Consider the following 17,280-nt stretch of genomic DNA (forward strand, 5'->3'; position numbering starts at 1 on the left):
CAAAAAAAGCACCGGATATGTATGTTCGGTGCTTTTTTTATGTTTATCTGACTTCCGGATTTGCCGCTTCCTCGCGGGATGTTTCTTCGTTCGGCTTAAACAGCAGGCCGAGATTGATCAGACCGGCGATGCCGACAAGACCGTAAATAATCCGCGACAGAGCTGATCCTTGGCCGCCGAAGATGGCTGCTACTAAATCAAATTGGAAAAATCCGATCAGTCCCCAGTTAATAGCGCCGATAATCGTTAATACGAGACAGATACGCTGAATAACACTCATGTAAACAACCTCCTCTATAAATTCGTGAAACAGTTATAGATTGTGACAAAGCAAAGAATCTATGCATACTACATTCTCCGCCGTGTAAATCACACACTGTCTCAAGCTGTACAAGTGCCTTTCCCGGGAAACCGCTGTCTGTAAACCGTGTGATGTGCCGTCAAAAAAGCGGATTGCTTTACATTGAACGTCAACTTTCTGCATAATATAAATCCAAAGGAGGAGATGTCATGCAAAACTTTACATATTGGAATCCGACCAAATTGATTTTCGGAAAGGGAGAGGTCGAAAAACTTCCTGAAGAAATCAAGCCGTACGGAAAGAACGTACTGCTCGTATACGGAGGCGGCAGCATTAAGCGCAGCGGTCTTTATGATCAAGTAACCGACCTGCTGAAAAAAGCAGGAGTTACCGTACATGAATTGGCAGGCGTAGAGCCGAATCCGCGTGTCTCAACGGTGAACAAAGGTGTTGCGATCTGTAAAGAAAACAGCATCGATTTCTTATTGGCCGTCGGCGGCGGAAGTGTCATTGACTGCACGAAAGCCATCGCGGCGGGCGCTAAATATGACGGCGACGCGTGGGATATCGTCACGAAAAAACACCAGCCGAAAGAAGCGCTGCCGTTCGGAACAGTGCTGACACTTGCGGCGACCGGTTCAGAGATGAACTCCGGATCAGTCATCACAAACTGGGAGACACAAGAGAAATACGGATGGGGGAGCCCGCTCGTTTACCCTAAATTCTCTATTCTCGATCCGGTAAACACATTTACCGTTCCGAAAGACCACACCATTTACGGCATGGTCGATATGATGAGCCATGTGTTTGAACAATATTTCCACCACACGTCAAACACGCCGTATCAGGACCGGATGTGTGAATCGCTTCTGCGCACGGTGATTGAAACAGCGCCGAAGCTGATCAACGATCTGGAGAACTATGAGCTTCGTGAGACGATTTTATATACAGGCACGATCGCATTAAACGGAATGCTGTCAATGGGCGCAAGAGGGGATTGGGCCACACACAACATCGAGCATGCGGTATCAGCGGTATACGATATACCGCACGCCGGAGGTTTAGCGATTCTGTTCCCGAACTGGATGAGACATGTGCTCAAAGAAAATCCGGCCCGCTTTAAACAGCTTGCCGTCCGTGTTTTCGATATTGACGAGACAGGCAAATCAGATGAAGAGATCGCACTTGAAGGAATCAGCAGGCTGTCTGAATTCTGGACGAGCCTCGGCGCTCCGAACAGACTCGCTGATTACGATATTTCTGATGAGAAGCTGGATACGATTGCAGATAAAGCGATGGCAAACGGAGCATTCGGACAGTTCAAGTCACTGCAGAAAGAAGATGTGCTTGCGATACTGAAAGCATCATTGTAATAACATAAAGGGGGGCGGCCGGATTGGCAGCTCCTTTTTTTCTGTGTTATAGTAATTCCCTTACGATTTTTTTGGAGGTCATGATAAATGGAGAACTTTACGTACTGCAATCCGACGAAACTGATTTTCGGAAAAGGTCAAATCGACCAATTGAAAAAAGAGCTGAAGCAATACGGGAAAAACGTGCTGCTTGTTTACGGAGGCGGCAGCATTAAGCGAAACGGCCTGTATGACCAAGTAACAGGCATTTTAAAAGAAGAAGGCGCAGCCGTTCATGAACTTGCGGGCGTTGAACCGAACCCGCGTCTGGAAACGGTAAATAAAGGAATTGAGCTGTGCAGACAGCATGAGATTGATTTCCTTCTCGCAGTCGGCGGCGGAAGTGTCATCGACTGTACAAAAGCGATTGCGGCCGGTGCGAAATATGACGGCGACGCATGGGACATTTACAGCAAAAAAGTAACGGCGCAGGACGCGCTCCCGTTCGGCACGGTGCTGACGCTTGCGGCGACAGGCTCTGAAATGAACCCTGATTCCGTTATCACAAATTGGGAAACAAACGAAAAATTCGTATGGGGCAGCAATGTCACTCATCCGCGTTTCTCCATTTTAGATCCCGAGAATACTTTCAGCGTTCCGGAAAACCAAACCGTATACGGCATGGTGGATATGATGAGCCACGTATTTGAACAATACTTCCACAATGTTGAAAACACGCCGCTTCAGGACAGAATGTGTTTTGCGGTCCTTCAGACGGTAATTGAAACAGCGCCGAAACTTTTGGAAGACCTTGAGAACTATAAGCACCGCGAAACGATTTTATACGCGGGTACGATCGCATTAAACGGCACGCTGCAAATGGGCTATTTCGGCGATTGGGCTTCCCATACGATGGAGCATGCCGTATCAGCGGTTTATGACATCCCTCACGCGGGAGGACTTGCGATTCTGTTCCCGAACTGGATGAGATACACGCTTGATACAAATGTAGACCGTTTTAAAAACCTCATGCTTAATATGTTTGACATTGATACTGAAGGCAAAACGGATAAAGAAATTGCGCTTGAAGGGATCGATAAATTGTCCGCGTTCTGGACAAGCCTCGGCGCACCGTCCCGCCTTGCGGATTATGACATCGGTGAAGACAAGCTTGAGCTGATCGCAGACATCGCCGCAAAAGAAATGGAATACGGCGGATTCGGCAATTTCCAAAAACTGAACAAAGATGACGTACTTGCCATCTTAAAGGCGTCACTGTAAGATACATTCCCGGCCGGAGTGATTTTCAAGCTGCAGATGTAACCGTTTTGGGAGTCCCTCTTTCCGGATTTTCTATTAGTTCATTAGGAGCAAGTGAAACACCCTTTTCCATGAGACAACTATGGAAATCGTTTCATCCGTAAAGGACCAATTAACTTTGCGATTGCCTGTCATCTATTTACACGAAATCTAAATCACGAAGATGAAGAGCCGCGAATTTAAAAAAGGGGCGCTGATTCAATCAGCGCTCCTTTTTATGCATTTTGTGTACTAAGGTCCCGCTGCGCCCCCATATAGCTTCCCATTAAGTTTTGATAACCGGGAAGATGACTGGAGATTAATGCGCCAAAACCTTCAACATCGTTGCGCCAATCACGCTGAAGCTCGCATGCTGTGCTGAACCAGTTCATAAGCTGCGCGCCGCCATGAGCCATACGGGTTAATGATGCATCTGCTACTTGCTTATTAAACGTCCCCGAAGCATCTGTCACAACAAACACTTCGTAGCCTGCTTTAATGGCAGAAAGCGCAGGAAAAGCAACGCAGACGTCTGTTACCACCCCCGCGATAATCAGCTGTTTTTTGCCGGTCGCTTCAATGGCTTTAACAAAGTCTTCATTGTCCCATGCATTAATTTGTCCGGGACGGGCTATTTTTGGCGCATCAGGAAAGAGATCAACGAGTTCTTGCATGAGCGGTCCGTTGGGTCCATTTTCAAAGCTGGTTGTTAAAATAACCGGTAAATCAAAGAATTTAGCCGTATCACCGAGAGCCAATACATTGTTTTTAAATTCATCAACGCCATAGTCACGCACGAGACCGGAAATAAGGCCGGTTTGATGGTCAACTAAAAGCACGGCAGCATCATCTTTTGAAAGACGGGAATAAAGATCAGACATTTTATCATCCTCCTTGAATTAAGGCAAGTCAGTTTGTCAATTGAAAACGGTAAATCTATTCATATACTGTATAGGTAGAAAGTTATTTCTGAGGTGACTTTTCGTGAGGGTGATGATCTTTCAATTAATCCGGAACGGGAACCGGAGCATGATCAATCCAATGGATGAACTGTTGTAAATAGCGTTGAAGATAACGTTTTGTTTGTTCATCCGTAAGTATGTGTTGAGCGGAATCAATTTTCTCATGGACTTGCGAAATCAGCATTTTTTGAAAGGGCAGAACATTGACTTGCATAGCTTCGAGTACTTCTCTCATTTGCATTTGACCAAAAGAGGTGCCGAACCCTCCGGGGGTTGCTCCGATTAAGCCAACCGGTTTTCTGTTTAAAACGGAAGAGGTCCGCGGTCTCGATGCCCAGTCCAATGCATTTTTTAATACCCCCCGGGATTCCGGAATTGTACTCTGGACTTACAATGATGACGCCGTCAACGTCTCGTATATCAGCTCTAAAGGATGTTACGGAGTCTGGTGCTCCGGCGATTTCTAAATCTTCGTTAAAAAAAGGAAGACTGTCTATTTCAACCCAGCGAAATTGAGCCGCATTATCGAAGTCAATCAATGATTGAGCAATCACTCGATTATACGATTTTTTTCGTAAACTTCCACAAATAAGACCAATGGTTTTAGTCATAAAATCACCTCCCGGTTTAAAATTATTTTCATCTTAACATGATAACCCAAATATAGACACTATTTTTAAAAATGGACATTTATACCTCAATATGCCTGCTTAGTAGCCTCTCAAGAGGAGTACTATATAAAAAGAACCGTCCCATGGGTATTGGCGATGGATGTCATCCTGCTCCAAAGTAAAAGTGATACGTTCCTGGATCACCAACATTCGATTCGTTACCTCTTTCACGATTATTACAAATATAACTATTTCGAATCCGGGATATTGTATAAAAAATGAACGCATCTTCAGCGCAAATCCCGTATTCATCATGCCTTCTTCATGACTTGATTTAGCGGGTGAGTTCATATAAAGTGAAAGAGAAAACAATTCACCGTGATGGAGGGACAAGCAAATGACGCATGTACGCTTTGATTACTCAAGAGCGTTACCTTTTTTCAATGAACATGAACTTACATACGCACGTGATTTCGTAAAAACGGCACACCATAATATCCATGAAAAAACAGGCGCCGGAAGCGACTTTTTAGGCTGGGTGGACCTCCCTGAAAACTATGATAAAGAAGAATTCGCGCGCATTAAAAAAAGCGCTGAAAAAATCAAATCAGATTCAGACGTGCTTCTCGTCGTGGGTATCGGCGGTTCATACTTAGGCGCCCGCGCGGCGATTGAAGCGCTCAATCATTCTTTCTATAATGTTCTGCCGAAAGATAAGCGCAAAAACCCTCAAGTTATCTTTATCGGCAACAATATCAGCTCAACTTATATGAAAGATGTTATGGACCTTTTGGAAGACGCTGATTTCTCTATCAATGTCATTTCTAAGTCAGGCACGACGACGGAACCTGCAATCGCTTTCCGGATTTTCCGCAAACTTCTTGAAGAAAAATACGGAAAAGAAGAAGCGAAAGCGCGGATTTACGCGACAACAGATAAAGAACGCGGCGCTTTAAAAACGCTTTCTAATGAAGAAGGCTTCGAATCATTCGTTATTCCTGATGATGTCGGCGGACGTTTCTCCGTTCTGACTGCGGTAGGCCTTCTGCCGATTGCGGTAAGCGGGGCTGATATCGATGAAATGATGAAAGGCGCTCTTGATGCAAGCAAAGACTTTTCCAGCTCGGAATTAGAAGAGAACGCGGCTTACCAATACGCCGTCGTCCGCAACGTTCTGTATAATAAAGGCAGAACCATTGAAATGCTCATCAACTATGAGCCTGCGCTGCAATACTTTGCTGAATGGTGGAAGCAGCTCTTCGGCGAAAGTGAAGGAAAAGATGAAAAAGGCATCTATCCTTCTTCCGCTAACTTCTCAACAGACCTTCACTCTCTCGGTCAATACGTGCAGGAAGGCAGACGCGATCTGTTTGAAACCGTATTAAACGTTGAAAAACCGAAGCATGAGCTGACAATTGAAGAAGCGGAAAATGATCTCGACGGCTTAAATTACTTAGCCGGCAAAACGGTCGATTTCGTCAACAAAAAAGCGTTCGAAGGCACGATGCTTGCCCATACAGACGGAAAAGTGCCTAACTTAATTGTCAATGTTCCGGAGCTTAACGCATATACATTTGGATATCTCGTTTATTTCTTTGAAAAAGCGGTGGCGATGAGCGGTTATCTGCTCGGAGTCAACCCGTTTGATCAGCCGGGTGTTGAAGCCTATAAGGTGAATATGTTCGCGCTTCTCGGCAAACCGGGCTTTGAAGAGAAAAAAGCAGAGCTTGAAAAACGCCTTGAAAAATAAAAAGAAGGGCTGGCCCTCAGCATGACGGGTCAGCCTTTTTTAAACCGTGAAAGGTGTGATGATGAATTGATGCGGCTTTTATGTAAGCATGTCTTCATTTCCGTCTGTTCCGCCGCTATCGTCTATTCGGCACTAAAACTGTCTCCCGAATCCCTCTTGCAAACCATCCTGTTTTTCGCTTTCCCTCTCGGCTTGTTTACGGACATGGTCCGGCTGAAACTGAAGATTGGCCGGATGCATACGCTGATCACGAAGTGCTGTCTCTATGCCGCCGTTTTCTATATTTCAACGGAAGCCGCTCTCTCCGCAATTGTGACGTATGTTCTGATTGAATGCGCCGTCACCTCTTTTCAGCGTCTGTCTGCCGCTCCCGGTTCTTCCCGGACGCCGTATGAAGATACCGCAGAGCGGGGACGCTAAAGACAAAAAGGAGCATATGCACATGATCAGCATACCATCTTCACTTGAAGGTCAATCGTTTTTACTCCGCGAACTGGAACAGGTGATGAAACCGATCGGTTATACCATCGGAGGCGGCTGGGAGTATGACCGCGGGTTTTTTGATTACAAAATTTCCGATCAGGACGGCTATTTATTTCTCCGTATCCCTGTTGAAGCAAATAAGGGACACCTGGATGAACGGGGGGCCGCCGTTACAATCGGCACACCCTTTTTGCTGAGGCACGTTTATCAGCAGGAAACGGATGATGCAGCAGGCGGCGGTGTTTTTGAGTCATTATTCAACCAATTCTCCGAGCCGAAACGGCGGGATGCGGCAATTGACCGCTCATATACAGATATCGGCATCTCGCTTGTGAAAGAGCTGGAAGACGTCCTGCTGCATTAAAGAGCCAAAAACAGATCAGTATCGAGCACCTGGTATGACAGGGGAGGGGTCAGCATCGGCCCCTCTTCTTTTTGTATGCCGATGATCGTGGTATTCCGTCTGAGATAATAGAGCGCGCAGTCATGATAAGATGAGCCCTTTAGTTCCTCGGGGACAGGAATGATGCGCACCTTTTTCTCCAGCGTCAGATCTGACAGCGTTTGCGGTTTGGCAAGCTGCAGCTTGACCCGGTAATGCTCAAACATCACCCGGCTCGACAGGTGTGATGTGCACAGAATCTTATTGGCTCCTGCGCGCTCGGCGTTTTTGACATACCGTTCCGTTAAAATTTCTACGATACAATAAACAGACGGATGCAGCCCTTTGATGGCGAGAAGCGTTAATACCGACAGCATATCAGCTTCGGATTCATTTTTCTGCTGGTCCGCTGTCAGAATGACGGTATCAGCTTCCGTAATATTCGCCTTATTGAGCGTGCTGTCATCAGCGGCATGTCCGCGGATGAAATGGACGTTTTCAATAAGCGGACCTTCCCTTAATGAATCATCAATCAGGACGACAGTTTTTGACGGTGCGATGTGCTGCAGCTCTTTCAGCAGCATATGCGATTTTTCGTTCCATCCGATAAGAATGACGTGCCCCTTGCCTTTAAAGGCGACCTTCCCTTCGACATAGCGGTGCTGTTTGCTGAACACGGCTGAAGAAAGCGTGGCGAAATAGGCGGTCACAAAACTCGCTCCGCTTAATACAAGCACCATGCCGGCAATCTGCCCGAGCGGCGTCTGCGGAACGTAATCGCCGTAGCCGACTGTGGCCACCGTAATGACCGCCCACCAAACCCCTTCAAACACAGACGTGAATTGCTTCGGTTCGAGCATGTAAATGAGTTGGCCGAACAATAAAATCAAGGCGATAATGATCAGCCCGATCCGAACATATAACGGCCATCTCAGCCAGGAAATAAAAATACGGTTTGATTTCATTCGTCCGGCTCTTCTTTCGACAGAGAGATGGATAAAATCTGCTTAATAATGGTGTTTAGTTTTTCGTCCAGCTGTTCCTGGCCGTATGAGTCACGCGCATGTCTGATTAAATCGGCCGTCTCATCTTCAAACTGAATGAGAGGTTCGTCGTTTTCTGATTCATTATAGAGCTGGATGAAGGCGTCAAGCCCTTCGTTCATTCTGTCTATCGCATTGCTCAGCTGTTCTTTCTCGCCATTTGTCACTTTCATGTCGATCACACCTGTATCTTTTTTTATACAGTATGTCCCAGTTCGTTTGATGTCTTTCAAAAATCGCCGAAAACATATTCACCCTTATTTTTTCATATGATAAAGAAAGCGGACCGAAAAAGGGTGAGTCAAATGACGGTCATTCAAAAACTGTTGGCGGCGCTGGCCGGAGCGCAGCTGCTTGCTTCGGCGGCCGTATTGCTTATTTTCGATTTGAATGGATACAATCACATGTCCGGCGGATTTTCATGGCTTGTTTTTGCAAAAGAGACCGCAGGCACGTTTCCGTTTTACATCGGAATGGCCGGGTGTATCCTCATCATGCTCGGAGGGTTGATTCCTGTCAGAAAAAAGAAGCGGATTTCTGTACAGGAAAGCGGGCAATCATTAAAATAATATATAAGCAGATCGTACGATATAAGAGAAAAAGGAAGAGGATAATATGCTGTTTATCTTTTTAACAATTGCTGCATTGGGTTTGTCGTTTTGGGCACAATTTAAAGTGAAAAGCAATTTTCAGAAATACTCAGACGTGGAAGCCTCCAGTCAGCGGACGGGGGCGGAAACGGCAAGACGGATTCTTGATATTAACGGTTTATATGATGTGCCGGTAGAACCGGTAAGAGGCACTTTAACAGACCATTACGACCCGACGGAGCGGGTGGTGCGTTTATCTGAGCCGGTATATTACGGCCGCTCCATTTCCGCCATTTCCGTCGCTTCCCATGAAGTCGGACATGCTTTGCAGCATCAGGAATCATACGGCGCGCTTGTGCTGAGGCACAAAATTTTTCCGGTCGTCAATTTTGCCTCCGGGGTTGCCCCTCTGCTTTTCTTGGGCGGGATGCTCCTGGGCAGCTTGAACTTAATCGGACTCGGCATTATTTTGTTTTCGGCCGCTGTTTTTTTCCAGCTTGTCACACTGCCTGTCGAGTTTAATGCCAGCGCGAGGGCGAAGCGGATTATCGTGTCGGAAGGATTCATTCGCAACAGTGAAGAACACGGCGTGAATAAAGTGCTGAACGCCGCCGCGCTGACGTATGTGGCTGCGGCGCTCGTTTCATTATTCGAGCTGCTTCGTTTTGTGATGATTTTCTTAAATGGTCGTGATGAGAATTAACACGAAGGAGGTGGCCCCTTACCGTTTGCGGTAGGGGTTTTTTTGCTTATATTAAAACTGATTCTCATTATGCTGTTAATCGGATTAACGGCCATCTTTGTCGCTGCGGAATTTGCGATTGTCAAAATCCGCGGTTCAAAAATTGCGGAGCTGGTTGAAACCGGAGACAGCCGGGCGCTCGCGGCGCACAGGGTGATTTCAAATCTCGATGAATATTTATCAGCGTGCCAGCTCGGCATTACGATTACGGCGCTCGGACTCGGCTGGCTCGGTGAACCGACGATTCAGCGGCTTCTTCATCCTGTTTTCAGCCTGATCGGAATGCCGTCATCTATTACGCACGTCGTCACGTTTATTGCGGCGTTTATCGCCGTCACGTATCTGCACGTCGTCATCGGAGAGCTTGCGCCGAAAACGATATCCATTCAAAAAGCCGAAGCCGTCAGTCTGTGGACGGCGAAACCGCTCATTCTGTTTTATAAAGTGATGTATCCGTTTATTAAGCTGTTAAACGGCTCAGCCGGATTTTTGGTCAAGCTGTTCGGTTTTCATTCGGTGAAAGAACATGAGGTCGTGGTCAGTGAAGAAGAATTGCGGCTGATTTTATCCGAAAGCTATAAAAAAGGTCAAATCAATCAATCTGAATTCCGTTACGTCAATAAAATATTTGAATTCGATAACCGAGTCGCCAGAGAAATCATGGTGCCGCGCACCGAAATCGCCGTCATCTCGCTTGAACAGTCAGTTGATGAAGCCATACATTTGATCATCAACGAACGGTATACGCGATATCCGGTTATTAAGGAAGACAAAGATCACATTCTCGGCATTATTAACAATAAGGATTTATTTAAAGCGTATTTTCTCGGCCGCTCCATTGAATTAAAAGAAATGATGCGCCCGGTCATCAGAGTCATTGAAAGCATCCCCGTTCAGGAGCTTTTGATCCGCATGCAGAAGGAGCGGATTCATATGGCGATTCTCGTTGACGAATACGGCGGCACGGCGGGACTTGTGACCGTCGAAGACATATTGGAGGAAATCGTCGGGGAAATCCGTGATGAATATGACCAGGATGAAATGCCCCACATCGTCAAAAAAGGTGAACACCATTATGTGATGGACGGCAAGGCGCTCATAGAAGAGGTGAATGATCTCCTTGATATCGCCATCGAAAATGAAGACATTGACACGATTGCCGGCTGGCTCTTAACACAAAAAATGGAGCTGAAAAATGGTGATGTGTTTCATGCCGAAGGGTGTGAATTTAAGGTGCTGGAAGCGGAAGACCATCATATCCGCTTCGTTGAGATTAAAAAAACTGATTTCTGAGCCTCCTGCTTTTGCAATGAGGCTTTTTTTATGGAAAAAATGCTTCTTCGTCCCGATCCTTCATATGCTGTAAAGAAAGGAGTGGCGGTATGAAAACGGATTGGTGGAAAACGGCGGCCGTCTATCAAATTTATCCCCGAAGCTTTATGGATTCGAACGGGGACGGAATCGGCGATATTAACGGCATCAGAGCAAAGCTTCATTACATAAAAGAGTTGGGGGCGGATGTGATCTGGCTTTGTCCCGTTTTTGACTCGCCGGGCGCGGACAACGGCTACGATATTCGGAATTATAAACAAATTGCCGGCGAATTCGGGACGATGGAGGATTTTGACCGGCTCCTTGCGGATGTCCATGCGCTCGGCATGAAGCTGATTATAGACCTCGTCATCAACCATACAAGCGATGAGCACCCTTGGTTTATCGAATCACGCTCAGCGAAAGATTCCGAAAAACGGGACTGGTACATCTGGAGAGACGGAAAAAACGGCAAAGAGCCGAATAATTGGGAAAGCATTTTCGGCGGATCGGCGTGGGAATATGATCAAGAGACCGGCCAGTATTACCTGCACCTGTTTGACAAAAAACAGCCTGATTTAAATTGGGAAAACGAAGCGATGAGGCAGTCCGTTTATGAGATGGTTCGCTGGTGGCTTGATAAAGGCATAGACGGCTTCCGGGTGGATGCCATTTCTCACATTAAGAAAAAAGAAGGGCTCCCTGACATGCCGAACCCGGACGGTCTCCCGTACGTCCCGTCTTTCCCGTATCATATGAATGGGGAAGGCATAATGGATCTCTTAAAAGAGCTGAAGCGGGAAACATTTTCGCGCTATCCGATCATGACGGTCGGCGAGGCGAACGGAGTGGCGGCTTGGGAGGCGGCTGATTGGGCCGGTGAAGAAAACGGCGTCTTTCAAATGATTTTTCAATTTGAACATCTCGGCCTCTGGGATACGGAAGATGATCAAAGCATCTCCATTCCGGCGCTTAAGCGCGTCTTGTCCGGCTGGCAGAACAGCCTTGAAGGAAAGGGCTGGAATGCGTTATTTATGGAAAATCACGACCAGCCCCGTTCCGTTTCGGTATGGGGTGACGAACGGTTTTTGACAGAAAGCGCCAAGGCACTCGCCGTGATGTATATGCTGATGAAAGGCACGCCGTTTATTTACCAGGGACAGGAGCTCGGCATGACCAATGTTTCGTTCCCATCCATTGAAGATTATGATGACGCCGCAATTAAATATCTGTATGAAAAAGAGACGTCCCGCGGCGTTCCGCATGAACAAGTGATGAAGATCATCTGGAAGAAGGGCCGGGATAATTCACGGACACCGATGCAATGGAGCGGTGAGGCGAACGGCGGGTTTTCTGATGCTTCTCCGTGGCTCGGAGTGAATCCGAATCACACATGGCTGAACGCTGCATCACAATTGCAGGATGAAACATCCGTATACCATTTCTACAAACGGCTGCTCGCCCTCAGAAAAGAACACGGCGTATTGATCAGCGGCACATATGAATTGCTGCTTCCGAATGACCGGCAGATTTATGCCTATCTAAGAAAAAACGGAACAAAATCCGCCCTGATCATCACAAATCTGTCCCGAACCCCCGCTTTATACAGGCATCCCGGTTATCCGCTTGACTCCGATTCTCTCGTGCTTGCAAACGCGGAAACAGAATCGCACCGCCATGTGACATCCTTCCTCTTAAAGCCTTATGAGGCCCGCGTATATATATGGTGAAAACTTCAGTCCCGAGGCTGAAGTTTTTTGTGATCTGCGTTTATCATCGCGATCCGACAGGAAAAGACAAATACAGAAACGAATATGGGAAAGGAAGAGAAAAAGAAAGGAGGCATTCATATGCTGAAAAAATTGCAGATTCAAACAAACAAAAGGGATGAAATGATCGACATCACACATGAAGCCGAATCGTTTCTCCGCGAAACAGGCGTAAGAAACGGTTTGGCGCTCATATACTGTCCCCATACCACCGCCGGCATTACCATCAATGAAAATGCCGACCCGGATGTGAAGAGGGATATGCTCAGAAGGTTTGATGAAATGTATCCGTGGGAGCACGAACTGGACCGGCATATGGAGGGAAATACGGCGGCACATATGAAAGCGAGTACAACCGGCGCCTCCCAGCATGTCATCATAGAAGACGGGCGCCTGATACTCGGAACATGGCAGGGCGTTTATTTTTGCGAATTTGACGGTCCGCGAAACAGAACATGTTATATCAAAATACTGGCTGAAACGGAGGAAAACAAATGAGTGAGTGGATGAGTCCGTTATCATTAACAAAGCCCGTCATTCAGGCCCCGATGGCCGGCGGGCTGGTCACGCCGCGTCTGGCTTCGGCGGTATCAAATGAAGGGGCGCTCGGAAGCCTCGCTTCAGGATACGTCAGCCCGCAAGCGCTTGAAAAACAGCTTATCGAGATGAAAGAGCTGACGGACCGCTCCTTTCAAGTAAATCTTTTCGTCCCGGAAGAAAGACAGATGCCTGAGGCGGAACTTGTTGAAAAATGGAAAGCCCGCATTCCGAGGGCAAAAGACGCCAAGCCGTTCTCTGATCTGAAAGAAGAATGGAATGATTTCGAGGAAAAAGCGGAGCTTCTGATCCGTTACGGAGTCAAAGCATGTTCATTCACCTTCGGCCTGCCGCCGGAAAAAACGGCGGAAAAGCTGAAGAAAAGCGGTTGTTTCCTTTTCGGCACGGCGACAACGCCGGAGGAAGCGAAGGCTTTTGAAGAACGGGGAATGGACGCCGTTATCCTTCAGGGAATAGAAGCCGGCGGGCATCGCGGGTCGTTTCTGCCGGTTAAAGGAGAACCGGCTCTCGGCCTTATGGCGCTGATTCCGCAGGCTAAAGACACGATGAATATCCCGGTGATTGCGGCAGGCGGCATTTTTGACCGCCGCGGGGTGCAGGCGGCCCGATGTTTGGGTGCGGACGGCGTTCAAGTAGGAACACCGTTTCTCCTTTGTGAAGAAAGCAGCGCCTCACCGGCATATCAAAAAGCCATTGCCGAATCAAAAGGAGCCGATACGCGGCTGACCACCCTGTTTTCAGGAAAACAGGCGCGGGGAATCGTGAATCAGTTCATGAAAACATATCAAGCTGACGAGGGAAAAACGCTGCCTTATCCGCTGCATAATACGCTGACAAAGCCGATGCGCGGGCACGCGGCTCAATCAGGAGACGCGGAGCATATGTCTTTATGGGCCGGCCAGTCCGCCGCGAAACTTGAGGGGCCGACAGACGTGAAAACCGTTTTGGACAGATTGTGCGAATCATAATCCAGAAATCGTGAGGTGATGGATGATGAAGATTCTTCAAATGTCCTATAAAAAAAGAGGGACTATTGAGTTTGTCTTTGAAGATTTTCCGCATTCCAAAGTCACCATGGCGCCGATTAAAGGGTATTACTTTGTCCGCGCCATTAAATGGAGCAGACGGGACAGAGCCGTCACCCGCCATGATTTAGAGAAGTTTGAATGGGCTGCAAACCAAGCGCTCGGCACGACGGCTTTTTACCGGAAAAGAAAAGCATTTCACATCCCATCGTCACAATGACAGACGATGGGATTTTTTTAATGCATGATCTGATAAAGCGCGGGTGCATCAAGCCTTGTTGCCTGGTTAAGCAGATAAGCCGGCTGCACGGCATTTTTTTTTCTTAAAGAATTCAATCTCTGGATGATTTGTTCAGCGGTCAGAATCCCGAGACCGTGGGCGAAATATTGATCATTCCCCATCACAATGACATTTTCTCCCCGCCACTGAGCCTTTGCAGGGTTAAAATCAGGATTTTTAAAATATAAACAATCTCCCCGTAAAAAGTGGCTGCCGGTTTCCGTGTAGATCGGCAGGTGCTCATAGTGCCAGTCATACAAAGTGATATCCCGGAAACGCCGGTTAAACCGTTCTTCACCGATTGTCTTTAAGACGGCCAGATAATAAATCACAACAATGGCGGTAGCGCATTCAAATGCGTAAAACGCCCCGTTTTCAATAATATCCCGAATCGCTTTTGAAGCGGGAATCCTGTACTTCAGCTCCAGGGCTCCTTCCGGCGTCAGTCTCCAATAAGCCGTATTTCCGTATGTTTTGGCGAAAGTTGCAAATTTCACACCTGATCCGTGCAGTTCTCTTGCGGCTTCCACAATATGGCGGCGCAGCCGCACCTCGAACATCAGTTCAGCAATCGACCCGTAATCGAATTGTACGGGAGAATTGAGCAGTTCATTTATATACGGAACAAGGCTTTCTTCCGTCTGCCAGTTCGCGATGTCCTGAGGCCGAAGCACTTGGCCGGATATGATAATCATCTGCGCGCCCCCTATCTTTTTTTATAAGATATGCAGGAAGCTTGGGCAATGAAAATCAAGTGATAAAAAAGGAGGAAATGTTAACAAAATGTGAAGACTGAGCCGATATATAAGGTATCACACTTGAGGGAGCAGCTTAATATGAAAAAATTCATTAATTGGTGCACAAAGGCATCGATTTCACGGAAATTAATCATTTCATTTATCGTGATCTTAATCATACCGATTCTCGTGTTAGAATTCAGTTCATACCATACGGCGAGCAATTCGCTGGATGATCAGATTTCAGGCAACGCGAAAAATAACATCGAATCTTTTAACACAACGATTACAAATGATATCGGCGCAAAAGCAAAGGCGATTGAATTTTTCAGTGAAACGTTAAAAGGATCATCCTTCTCAAAGAAAAACATGTCTGCTCTTGAAGAAAAGTTCGGGCAATACACGTCTATTCATAAGGACGTAGCCCGCATTTACGGAGGTACGGAAGACGGCAGCTACGCACAGGCGCCGAAAGAAAATACTCCGGCTGATTACGATCCGAGAACACGCACTTGGTATAAAGACGCTGTGAAGGCCGGCGGCACGCTCGTTGTCACCGACCCTTACACCGCGGCAAGCGACGGCAGCATGGTCATTACCGTGGCAAAGCAGATGCAGGACGGAACAGGCGTAGTGGCCATGGATATTACGATTGACCAGCTGCTGAAGCAGATGCAGGGAATCAAAATCGGGCAAAAAGGATTCGTGTTTATCACGTCCAAAAATAAAACCTATGTCGCGCATAAAGACCACAAACCGGGCGATAAAGTTTCAACCCCGTGGCTGAATGAGGTATACAGCAAAGACAGCGGCATTATTTCATACAAGCTCGATGATCAAAATAAAAAAATGGCGTTTACGACAAATAAACTGACCGGGTGGAAAATAGAGGGGAGCATGGAGCTCAACGAAATTAAAGACGCCTCACAACCGGTGCTGACGATGGGGATGATTGTCCTTGCAGCATCTATTATCATCGGGGGAATTTTAATTCTGTTGATTGTCAGATCCATTACGTCACCGCTGAAACGGCTTGTCCGCTCTTCTAAACAAATCAGCGGCGGAGACTTGACTGAAACCATTGATATCCGCTCGAAAGATGAATTGGGCGAACTCGGCGCGAGCTTTAATGAAATGGGAGAATCTCTGCGCGGACTGATCAGCGCGATCCAAAACTCTGTCGATAACGTGGCCGCGTCATCGGAAGAGCTGACCGCTTCAGCTTCTCAGACAAGCAAAGCGACGGAACATATTACAATGGCGATCGAGCAGTTTTCAAACGGGAACGAAGAGCAAAGCGAAAAAGTCGATTCAAGCTCAGCCAAGCTGAATCATATAAATGACGGACTCGCCGCCGTTTCCCGCACATCATCATCCATTACGGAGGCATCTAAACAATCGAAGGAAGCTGCCGGCACCGGGGAAGAATATGTGCAGCAAACCGTCGGGCAGATGAATCTCATCAATCAATCGGTCCAGCAGGCGGAAGCGGTTGTAAAAGGCCTTGAGGCCAAATCAAAAGACATTACTCATATTTTAAGAGTCATCAACGGTATTGCCGATCAGACAAACCTGCTTGCGTTAAATGCAGCCATTGAAGCGGCAAGAGCCGGTGAATACGGGCGGGGCTTCTCAGTAGTAGCCGAAGAAGTGAGAAAGCTTGCCGTCCAATCCGCCGGTTCTGCCAAAGAGATTGAAAAACTCATTCAGGAAATCACGGCTGAAATTAATACTTCGCTTCACATGTTTACATCCGTTAATGAAGAAGTGCAATCAGGACTTGCCGTAACGGATCGCACGAAAGAAAGCTTCCAGAATATCTTCGGCATGACGAACGACATCGCCGAAAAACTGCAATCAATGAACGGCACGGTTGAACAGCTGTCAGACAGCTCTCAGCACGTTTCAGCCGCAGTGACCGATATTGCGGACGTATCACGGGAAAGCGCAGCAAGCATTCAGGATATTGCCGCATCCGCAGAAGAACAGCTTGCATCAATGGAAGAAATCAGCACATCCGCCGATACTTTGGCGCAAATGGCCGAAGAACTGCGGGAATTAACGAAACAATTTAAAATCAACTAG

Annotated in this window: 18 protein-coding genes and 1 pseudogene; 13 read left to right on the plus strand and 6 right to left on the minus strand. The window is 47.1% G+C overall.

What is annotated here, in order from left to right; all coding sequences use genetic code 11:
* Positions 1-43: 43 nt before the first annotated feature.
* Positions 44-280 carry a DUF378 domain-containing protein gene (locus tag C5I45_RS04835; protein WP_003152104.1) on the minus strand — a complete coding sequence of 79 codons (237 nt, stop codon included), beginning with the start codon at positions 278-280 and terminating at the stop codon, positions 44-46.
* Between the two features lie 230 nt (positions 281-510).
* Here C5I45_RS04835 and C5I45_RS04840 point away from each other — a divergent pair, with 230 nt between their 5' ends.
* Positions 511-1,674 (plus strand): iron-containing alcohol dehydrogenase, encoded by a 1,164-nt coding sequence (locus C5I45_RS04840; RefSeq protein ID WP_014305704.1) that lies wholly within the window; start codon positions 511-513, stop codon positions 1,672-1,674.
* Positions 1,675-1,761: 87 nt separating this feature from the next.
* Positions 1,762-2,934, plus strand: a complete 1,173-nt coding sequence (locus C5I45_RS04845; RefSeq protein WP_014305703.1) for an iron-containing alcohol dehydrogenase — start codon at positions 1,762-1,764, stop codon at positions 2,932-2,934.
* Positions 2,935-3,188: 254 nt separating this feature from the next.
* Here the strand turns inward: C5I45_RS04845 and ycaC are convergent, their stop codons facing one another.
* Both ycaC and C5I45_RS04860 read right to left on the minus strand, forming a co-directional pair.
* Positions 3,189-3,833: an isochorismate family cysteine hydrolase YcaC gene (gene ycaC / locus C5I45_RS04855; RefSeq protein WP_014305702.1), complete on the minus strand. Its 645-nt coding sequence runs from the start codon at positions 3,831-3,833 to the stop codon at positions 3,189-3,191.
* A gap of 124 nt (positions 3,834-3,957) precedes the next feature.
* Positions 3,958-4,525, minus strand: a pseudogene (locus tag C5I45_RS04860) (NADPH-dependent FMN reductase).
* Between the two features lie 397 nt (positions 4,526-4,922).
* Here C5I45_RS04860 and C5I45_RS04870 point away from each other — a divergent pair.
* Genes C5I45_RS04870 through C5I45_RS04880 form a run of 3 tightly spaced genes read left to right on the plus strand, consistent with a single transcriptional unit; the run spans position 4,923 to position 7,122 of the window.
* A complete protein-coding gene (locus C5I45_RS04870; protein WP_024085732.1) occupies positions 4,923-6,275 on the plus strand; it encodes a glucose-6-phosphate isomerase in 1,353 nt (450 codons plus the stop codon).
* 21 nt (positions 6,276-6,296) lie between these two features.
* Positions 6,297-6,695: a hypothetical protein gene (locus C5I45_RS04875; RefSeq protein WP_060387121.1), complete on the plus strand. Its 399-nt coding sequence runs from the start codon at positions 6,297-6,299 to the stop codon at positions 6,693-6,695.
* 22 nt (positions 6,696-6,717) lie between these two features.
* Positions 6,718-7,122 (plus strand): YugN-like family protein, encoded by a 405-nt coding sequence (locus C5I45_RS04880; RefSeq protein ID WP_003152121.1) that lies wholly within the window; start codon positions 6,718-6,720, stop codon positions 7,120-7,122.
* Here the strand turns inward: C5I45_RS04880 and C5I45_RS04885 are convergent.
* Together C5I45_RS04885 and C5I45_RS04890 are read right to left on the minus strand one after the other, a co-directional pair.
* Positions 7,119-8,105 (minus strand): potassium channel family protein, encoded by a 987-nt coding sequence (locus tag C5I45_RS04885; protein ID WP_014305699.1) that lies wholly within the window; start codon positions 8,103-8,105, stop codon positions 7,119-7,121. The genes C5I45_RS04880 and C5I45_RS04885 overlap by 4 nt on opposite strands.
* Positions 8,102-8,356, minus strand: a complete 255-nt coding sequence (locus C5I45_RS04890) for a protein mistic (protein WP_003152123.1) — start codon at positions 8,354-8,356, stop codon at positions 8,102-8,104. The genes C5I45_RS04885 and C5I45_RS04890 overlap by 4 nt, the downstream gene beginning before the upstream one ends.
* A gap of 132 nt (positions 8,357-8,488) precedes the next feature.
* Between C5I45_RS04890 and C5I45_RS04895 the strand changes: the two genes are divergently transcribed.
* From C5I45_RS04895 to C5I45_RS04925, 7 genes are all read left to right on the plus strand, one after another.
* The gene (locus tag C5I45_RS04895) at positions 8,489-8,752 is read left to right on the plus strand and encodes a YuzI family membrane protein (RefSeq protein WP_014305698.1); all 264 of its coding nucleotides are present in this window, start codon (positions 8,489-8,491) and stop codon (positions 8,750-8,752) included.
* A 46-nt stretch (positions 8,753-8,798) separates the two neighbouring features.
* A complete protein-coding gene (locus C5I45_RS04900; protein WP_003152125.1) occupies positions 8,799-9,476 on the plus strand; it encodes a zinc metallopeptidase in 678 nt (225 codons plus the stop codon).
* A gap of 42 nt (positions 9,477-9,518) precedes the next feature.
* On the plus strand, positions 9,519-10,808 hold the full coding sequence (locus tag C5I45_RS04905; RefSeq protein WP_014305697.1) for a hemolysin family protein: 1,290 nt from the start codon (positions 9,519-9,521) through the stop codon (positions 10,806-10,808).
* A gap of 89 nt (positions 10,809-10,897) precedes the next feature.
* Positions 10,898-12,556, plus strand: a complete 1,659-nt coding sequence (locus tag C5I45_RS04910) for a glycoside hydrolase family 13 protein (protein WP_107994256.1) — start codon at positions 10,898-10,900, stop codon at positions 12,554-12,556.
* 120 nt (positions 12,557-12,676) lie between these two features.
* A complete protein-coding gene (locus tag C5I45_RS04915; RefSeq protein ID WP_025853931.1) occupies positions 12,677-13,093 on the plus strand; it encodes a secondary thiamine-phosphate synthase enzyme YjbQ in 417 nt (138 codons plus the stop codon).
* Complete coding sequence (locus C5I45_RS04920; RefSeq protein ID WP_107994257.1) at positions 13,090-14,121, plus strand: NAD(P)H-dependent flavin oxidoreductase; 1,032 nt, start codon at positions 13,090-13,092, stop codon at positions 14,119-14,121. Before C5I45_RS04915 ends, C5I45_RS04920 begins: the two co-directional genes overlap by 4 nt.
* A gap of 25 nt (positions 14,122-14,146) precedes the next feature.
* On the plus strand, positions 14,147-14,398 hold the full coding sequence (locus C5I45_RS04925) for a hypothetical protein (RefSeq protein WP_014305693.1): 252 nt from the start codon (positions 14,147-14,149) through the stop codon (positions 14,396-14,398).
* A gap of 17 nt (positions 14,399-14,415) precedes the next feature.
* On the opposite strand, the gene C5I45_RS04930 is transcribed toward C5I45_RS04925, so the two are convergent.
* Entirely contained in the window at positions 14,416-15,153 is a 738-nt protein-coding gene (locus C5I45_RS04930; protein WP_003152133.1) for a protein-glutamine gamma-glutamyltransferase, read from the minus strand.
* Positions 15,154-15,294: 141 nt separating this feature from the next.
* On the opposite strand from C5I45_RS04930, the gene tlpB reads away from it, so the two are divergent.
* On the plus strand, positions 15,295-17,280 hold the full coding sequence (gene tlpB / locus C5I45_RS04935; protein WP_003152135.1) for a methyl-accepting chemotaxis protein: 1,986 nt from the start codon (positions 15,295-15,297) through the stop codon (positions 17,278-17,280).

This window comes from Bacillus sp. ZY-1-1, from assembly GCF_003047165.1.
In the GTDB taxonomy this organism is placed as follows: domain Bacteria; phylum Bacillota; class Bacilli; order Bacillales; family Bacillaceae; genus Bacillus; species Bacillus velezensis.

Excerpts from the sequence above, each read along its gene's own strand:
- C5I45_RS04835 (WP_003152104.1), bottom strand. The coding sequence starts at position 280 with ATGAGTGTTATTCAGCGTATCTGTCTCGTATTAACGATTATCGGCGCT.
- C5I45_RS04840 (WP_014305704.1), top strand. The coding sequence starts at position 511 with ATGCAAAACTTTACATATTGGAATCCGACCAAATTGATTTTCGGAAAG.
- C5I45_RS04845 (WP_014305703.1), top strand. The coding sequence starts at position 1,762 with ATGGAGAACTTTACGTACTGCAATCCGACGAAACTGATTTTCGGAAAA.
- ycaC (WP_014305702.1), bottom strand. The coding sequence starts at position 3,833 with ATGTCTGATCTTTATTCCCGTCTTTCAAAAGATGATGCTGCCGTGCTT.
- C5I45_RS04870 (WP_024085732.1), top strand. The coding sequence starts at position 4,923 with ATGACGCATGTACGCTTTGATTACTCAAGAGCGTTACCTTTTTTCAAT.
- C5I45_RS04875 (WP_060387121.1), top strand. The coding sequence starts at position 6,297 with ATGACGGGTCAGCCTTTTTTAAACCGTGAAAGGTGTGATGATGAATTG.
- C5I45_RS04880 (WP_003152121.1), top strand. The coding sequence starts at position 6,718 with ATGATCAGCATACCATCTTCACTTGAAGGTCAATCGTTTTTACTCCGC.
- C5I45_RS04885 (WP_014305699.1), bottom strand. The coding sequence starts at position 8,105 with ATGAAATCAAACCGTATTTTTATTTCCTGGCTGAGATGGCCGTTATAT.
- C5I45_RS04890 (WP_003152123.1), bottom strand. The coding sequence starts at position 8,356 with ATGAAAGTGACAAATGGCGAGAAAGAACAGCTGAGCAATGCGATAGAC.
- C5I45_RS04895 (WP_014305698.1), top strand. The coding sequence starts at position 8,489 with ATGACGGTCATTCAAAAACTGTTGGCGGCGCTGGCCGGAGCGCAGCTG.
- C5I45_RS04900 (WP_003152125.1), top strand. The coding sequence starts at position 8,799 with ATGCTGTTTATCTTTTTAACAATTGCTGCATTGGGTTTGTCGTTTTGG.
- C5I45_RS04910 (WP_107994256.1), top strand. The coding sequence starts at position 10,898 with ATGAAAACGGATTGGTGGAAAACGGCGGCCGTCTATCAAATTTATCCC.
- C5I45_RS04915 (WP_025853931.1), top strand. The coding sequence starts at position 12,677 with ATGCTGAAAAAATTGCAGATTCAAACAAACAAAAGGGATGAAATGATC.
- C5I45_RS04920 (WP_107994257.1), top strand. The coding sequence starts at position 13,090 with ATGAGTGAGTGGATGAGTCCGTTATCATTAACAAAGCCCGTCATTCAG.
- C5I45_RS04925 (WP_014305693.1), top strand. The coding sequence starts at position 14,147 with ATGAAGATTCTTCAAATGTCCTATAAAAAAAGAGGGACTATTGAGTTT.
- C5I45_RS04930 (WP_003152133.1), bottom strand. The coding sequence starts at position 15,153 with ATGATTATCATATCCGGCCAAGTGCTTCGGCCTCAGGACATCGCGAAC.
- tlpB (WP_003152135.1), top strand. The coding sequence starts at position 15,295 with ATGAAAAAATTCATTAATTGGTGCACAAAGGCATCGATTTCACGGAAA.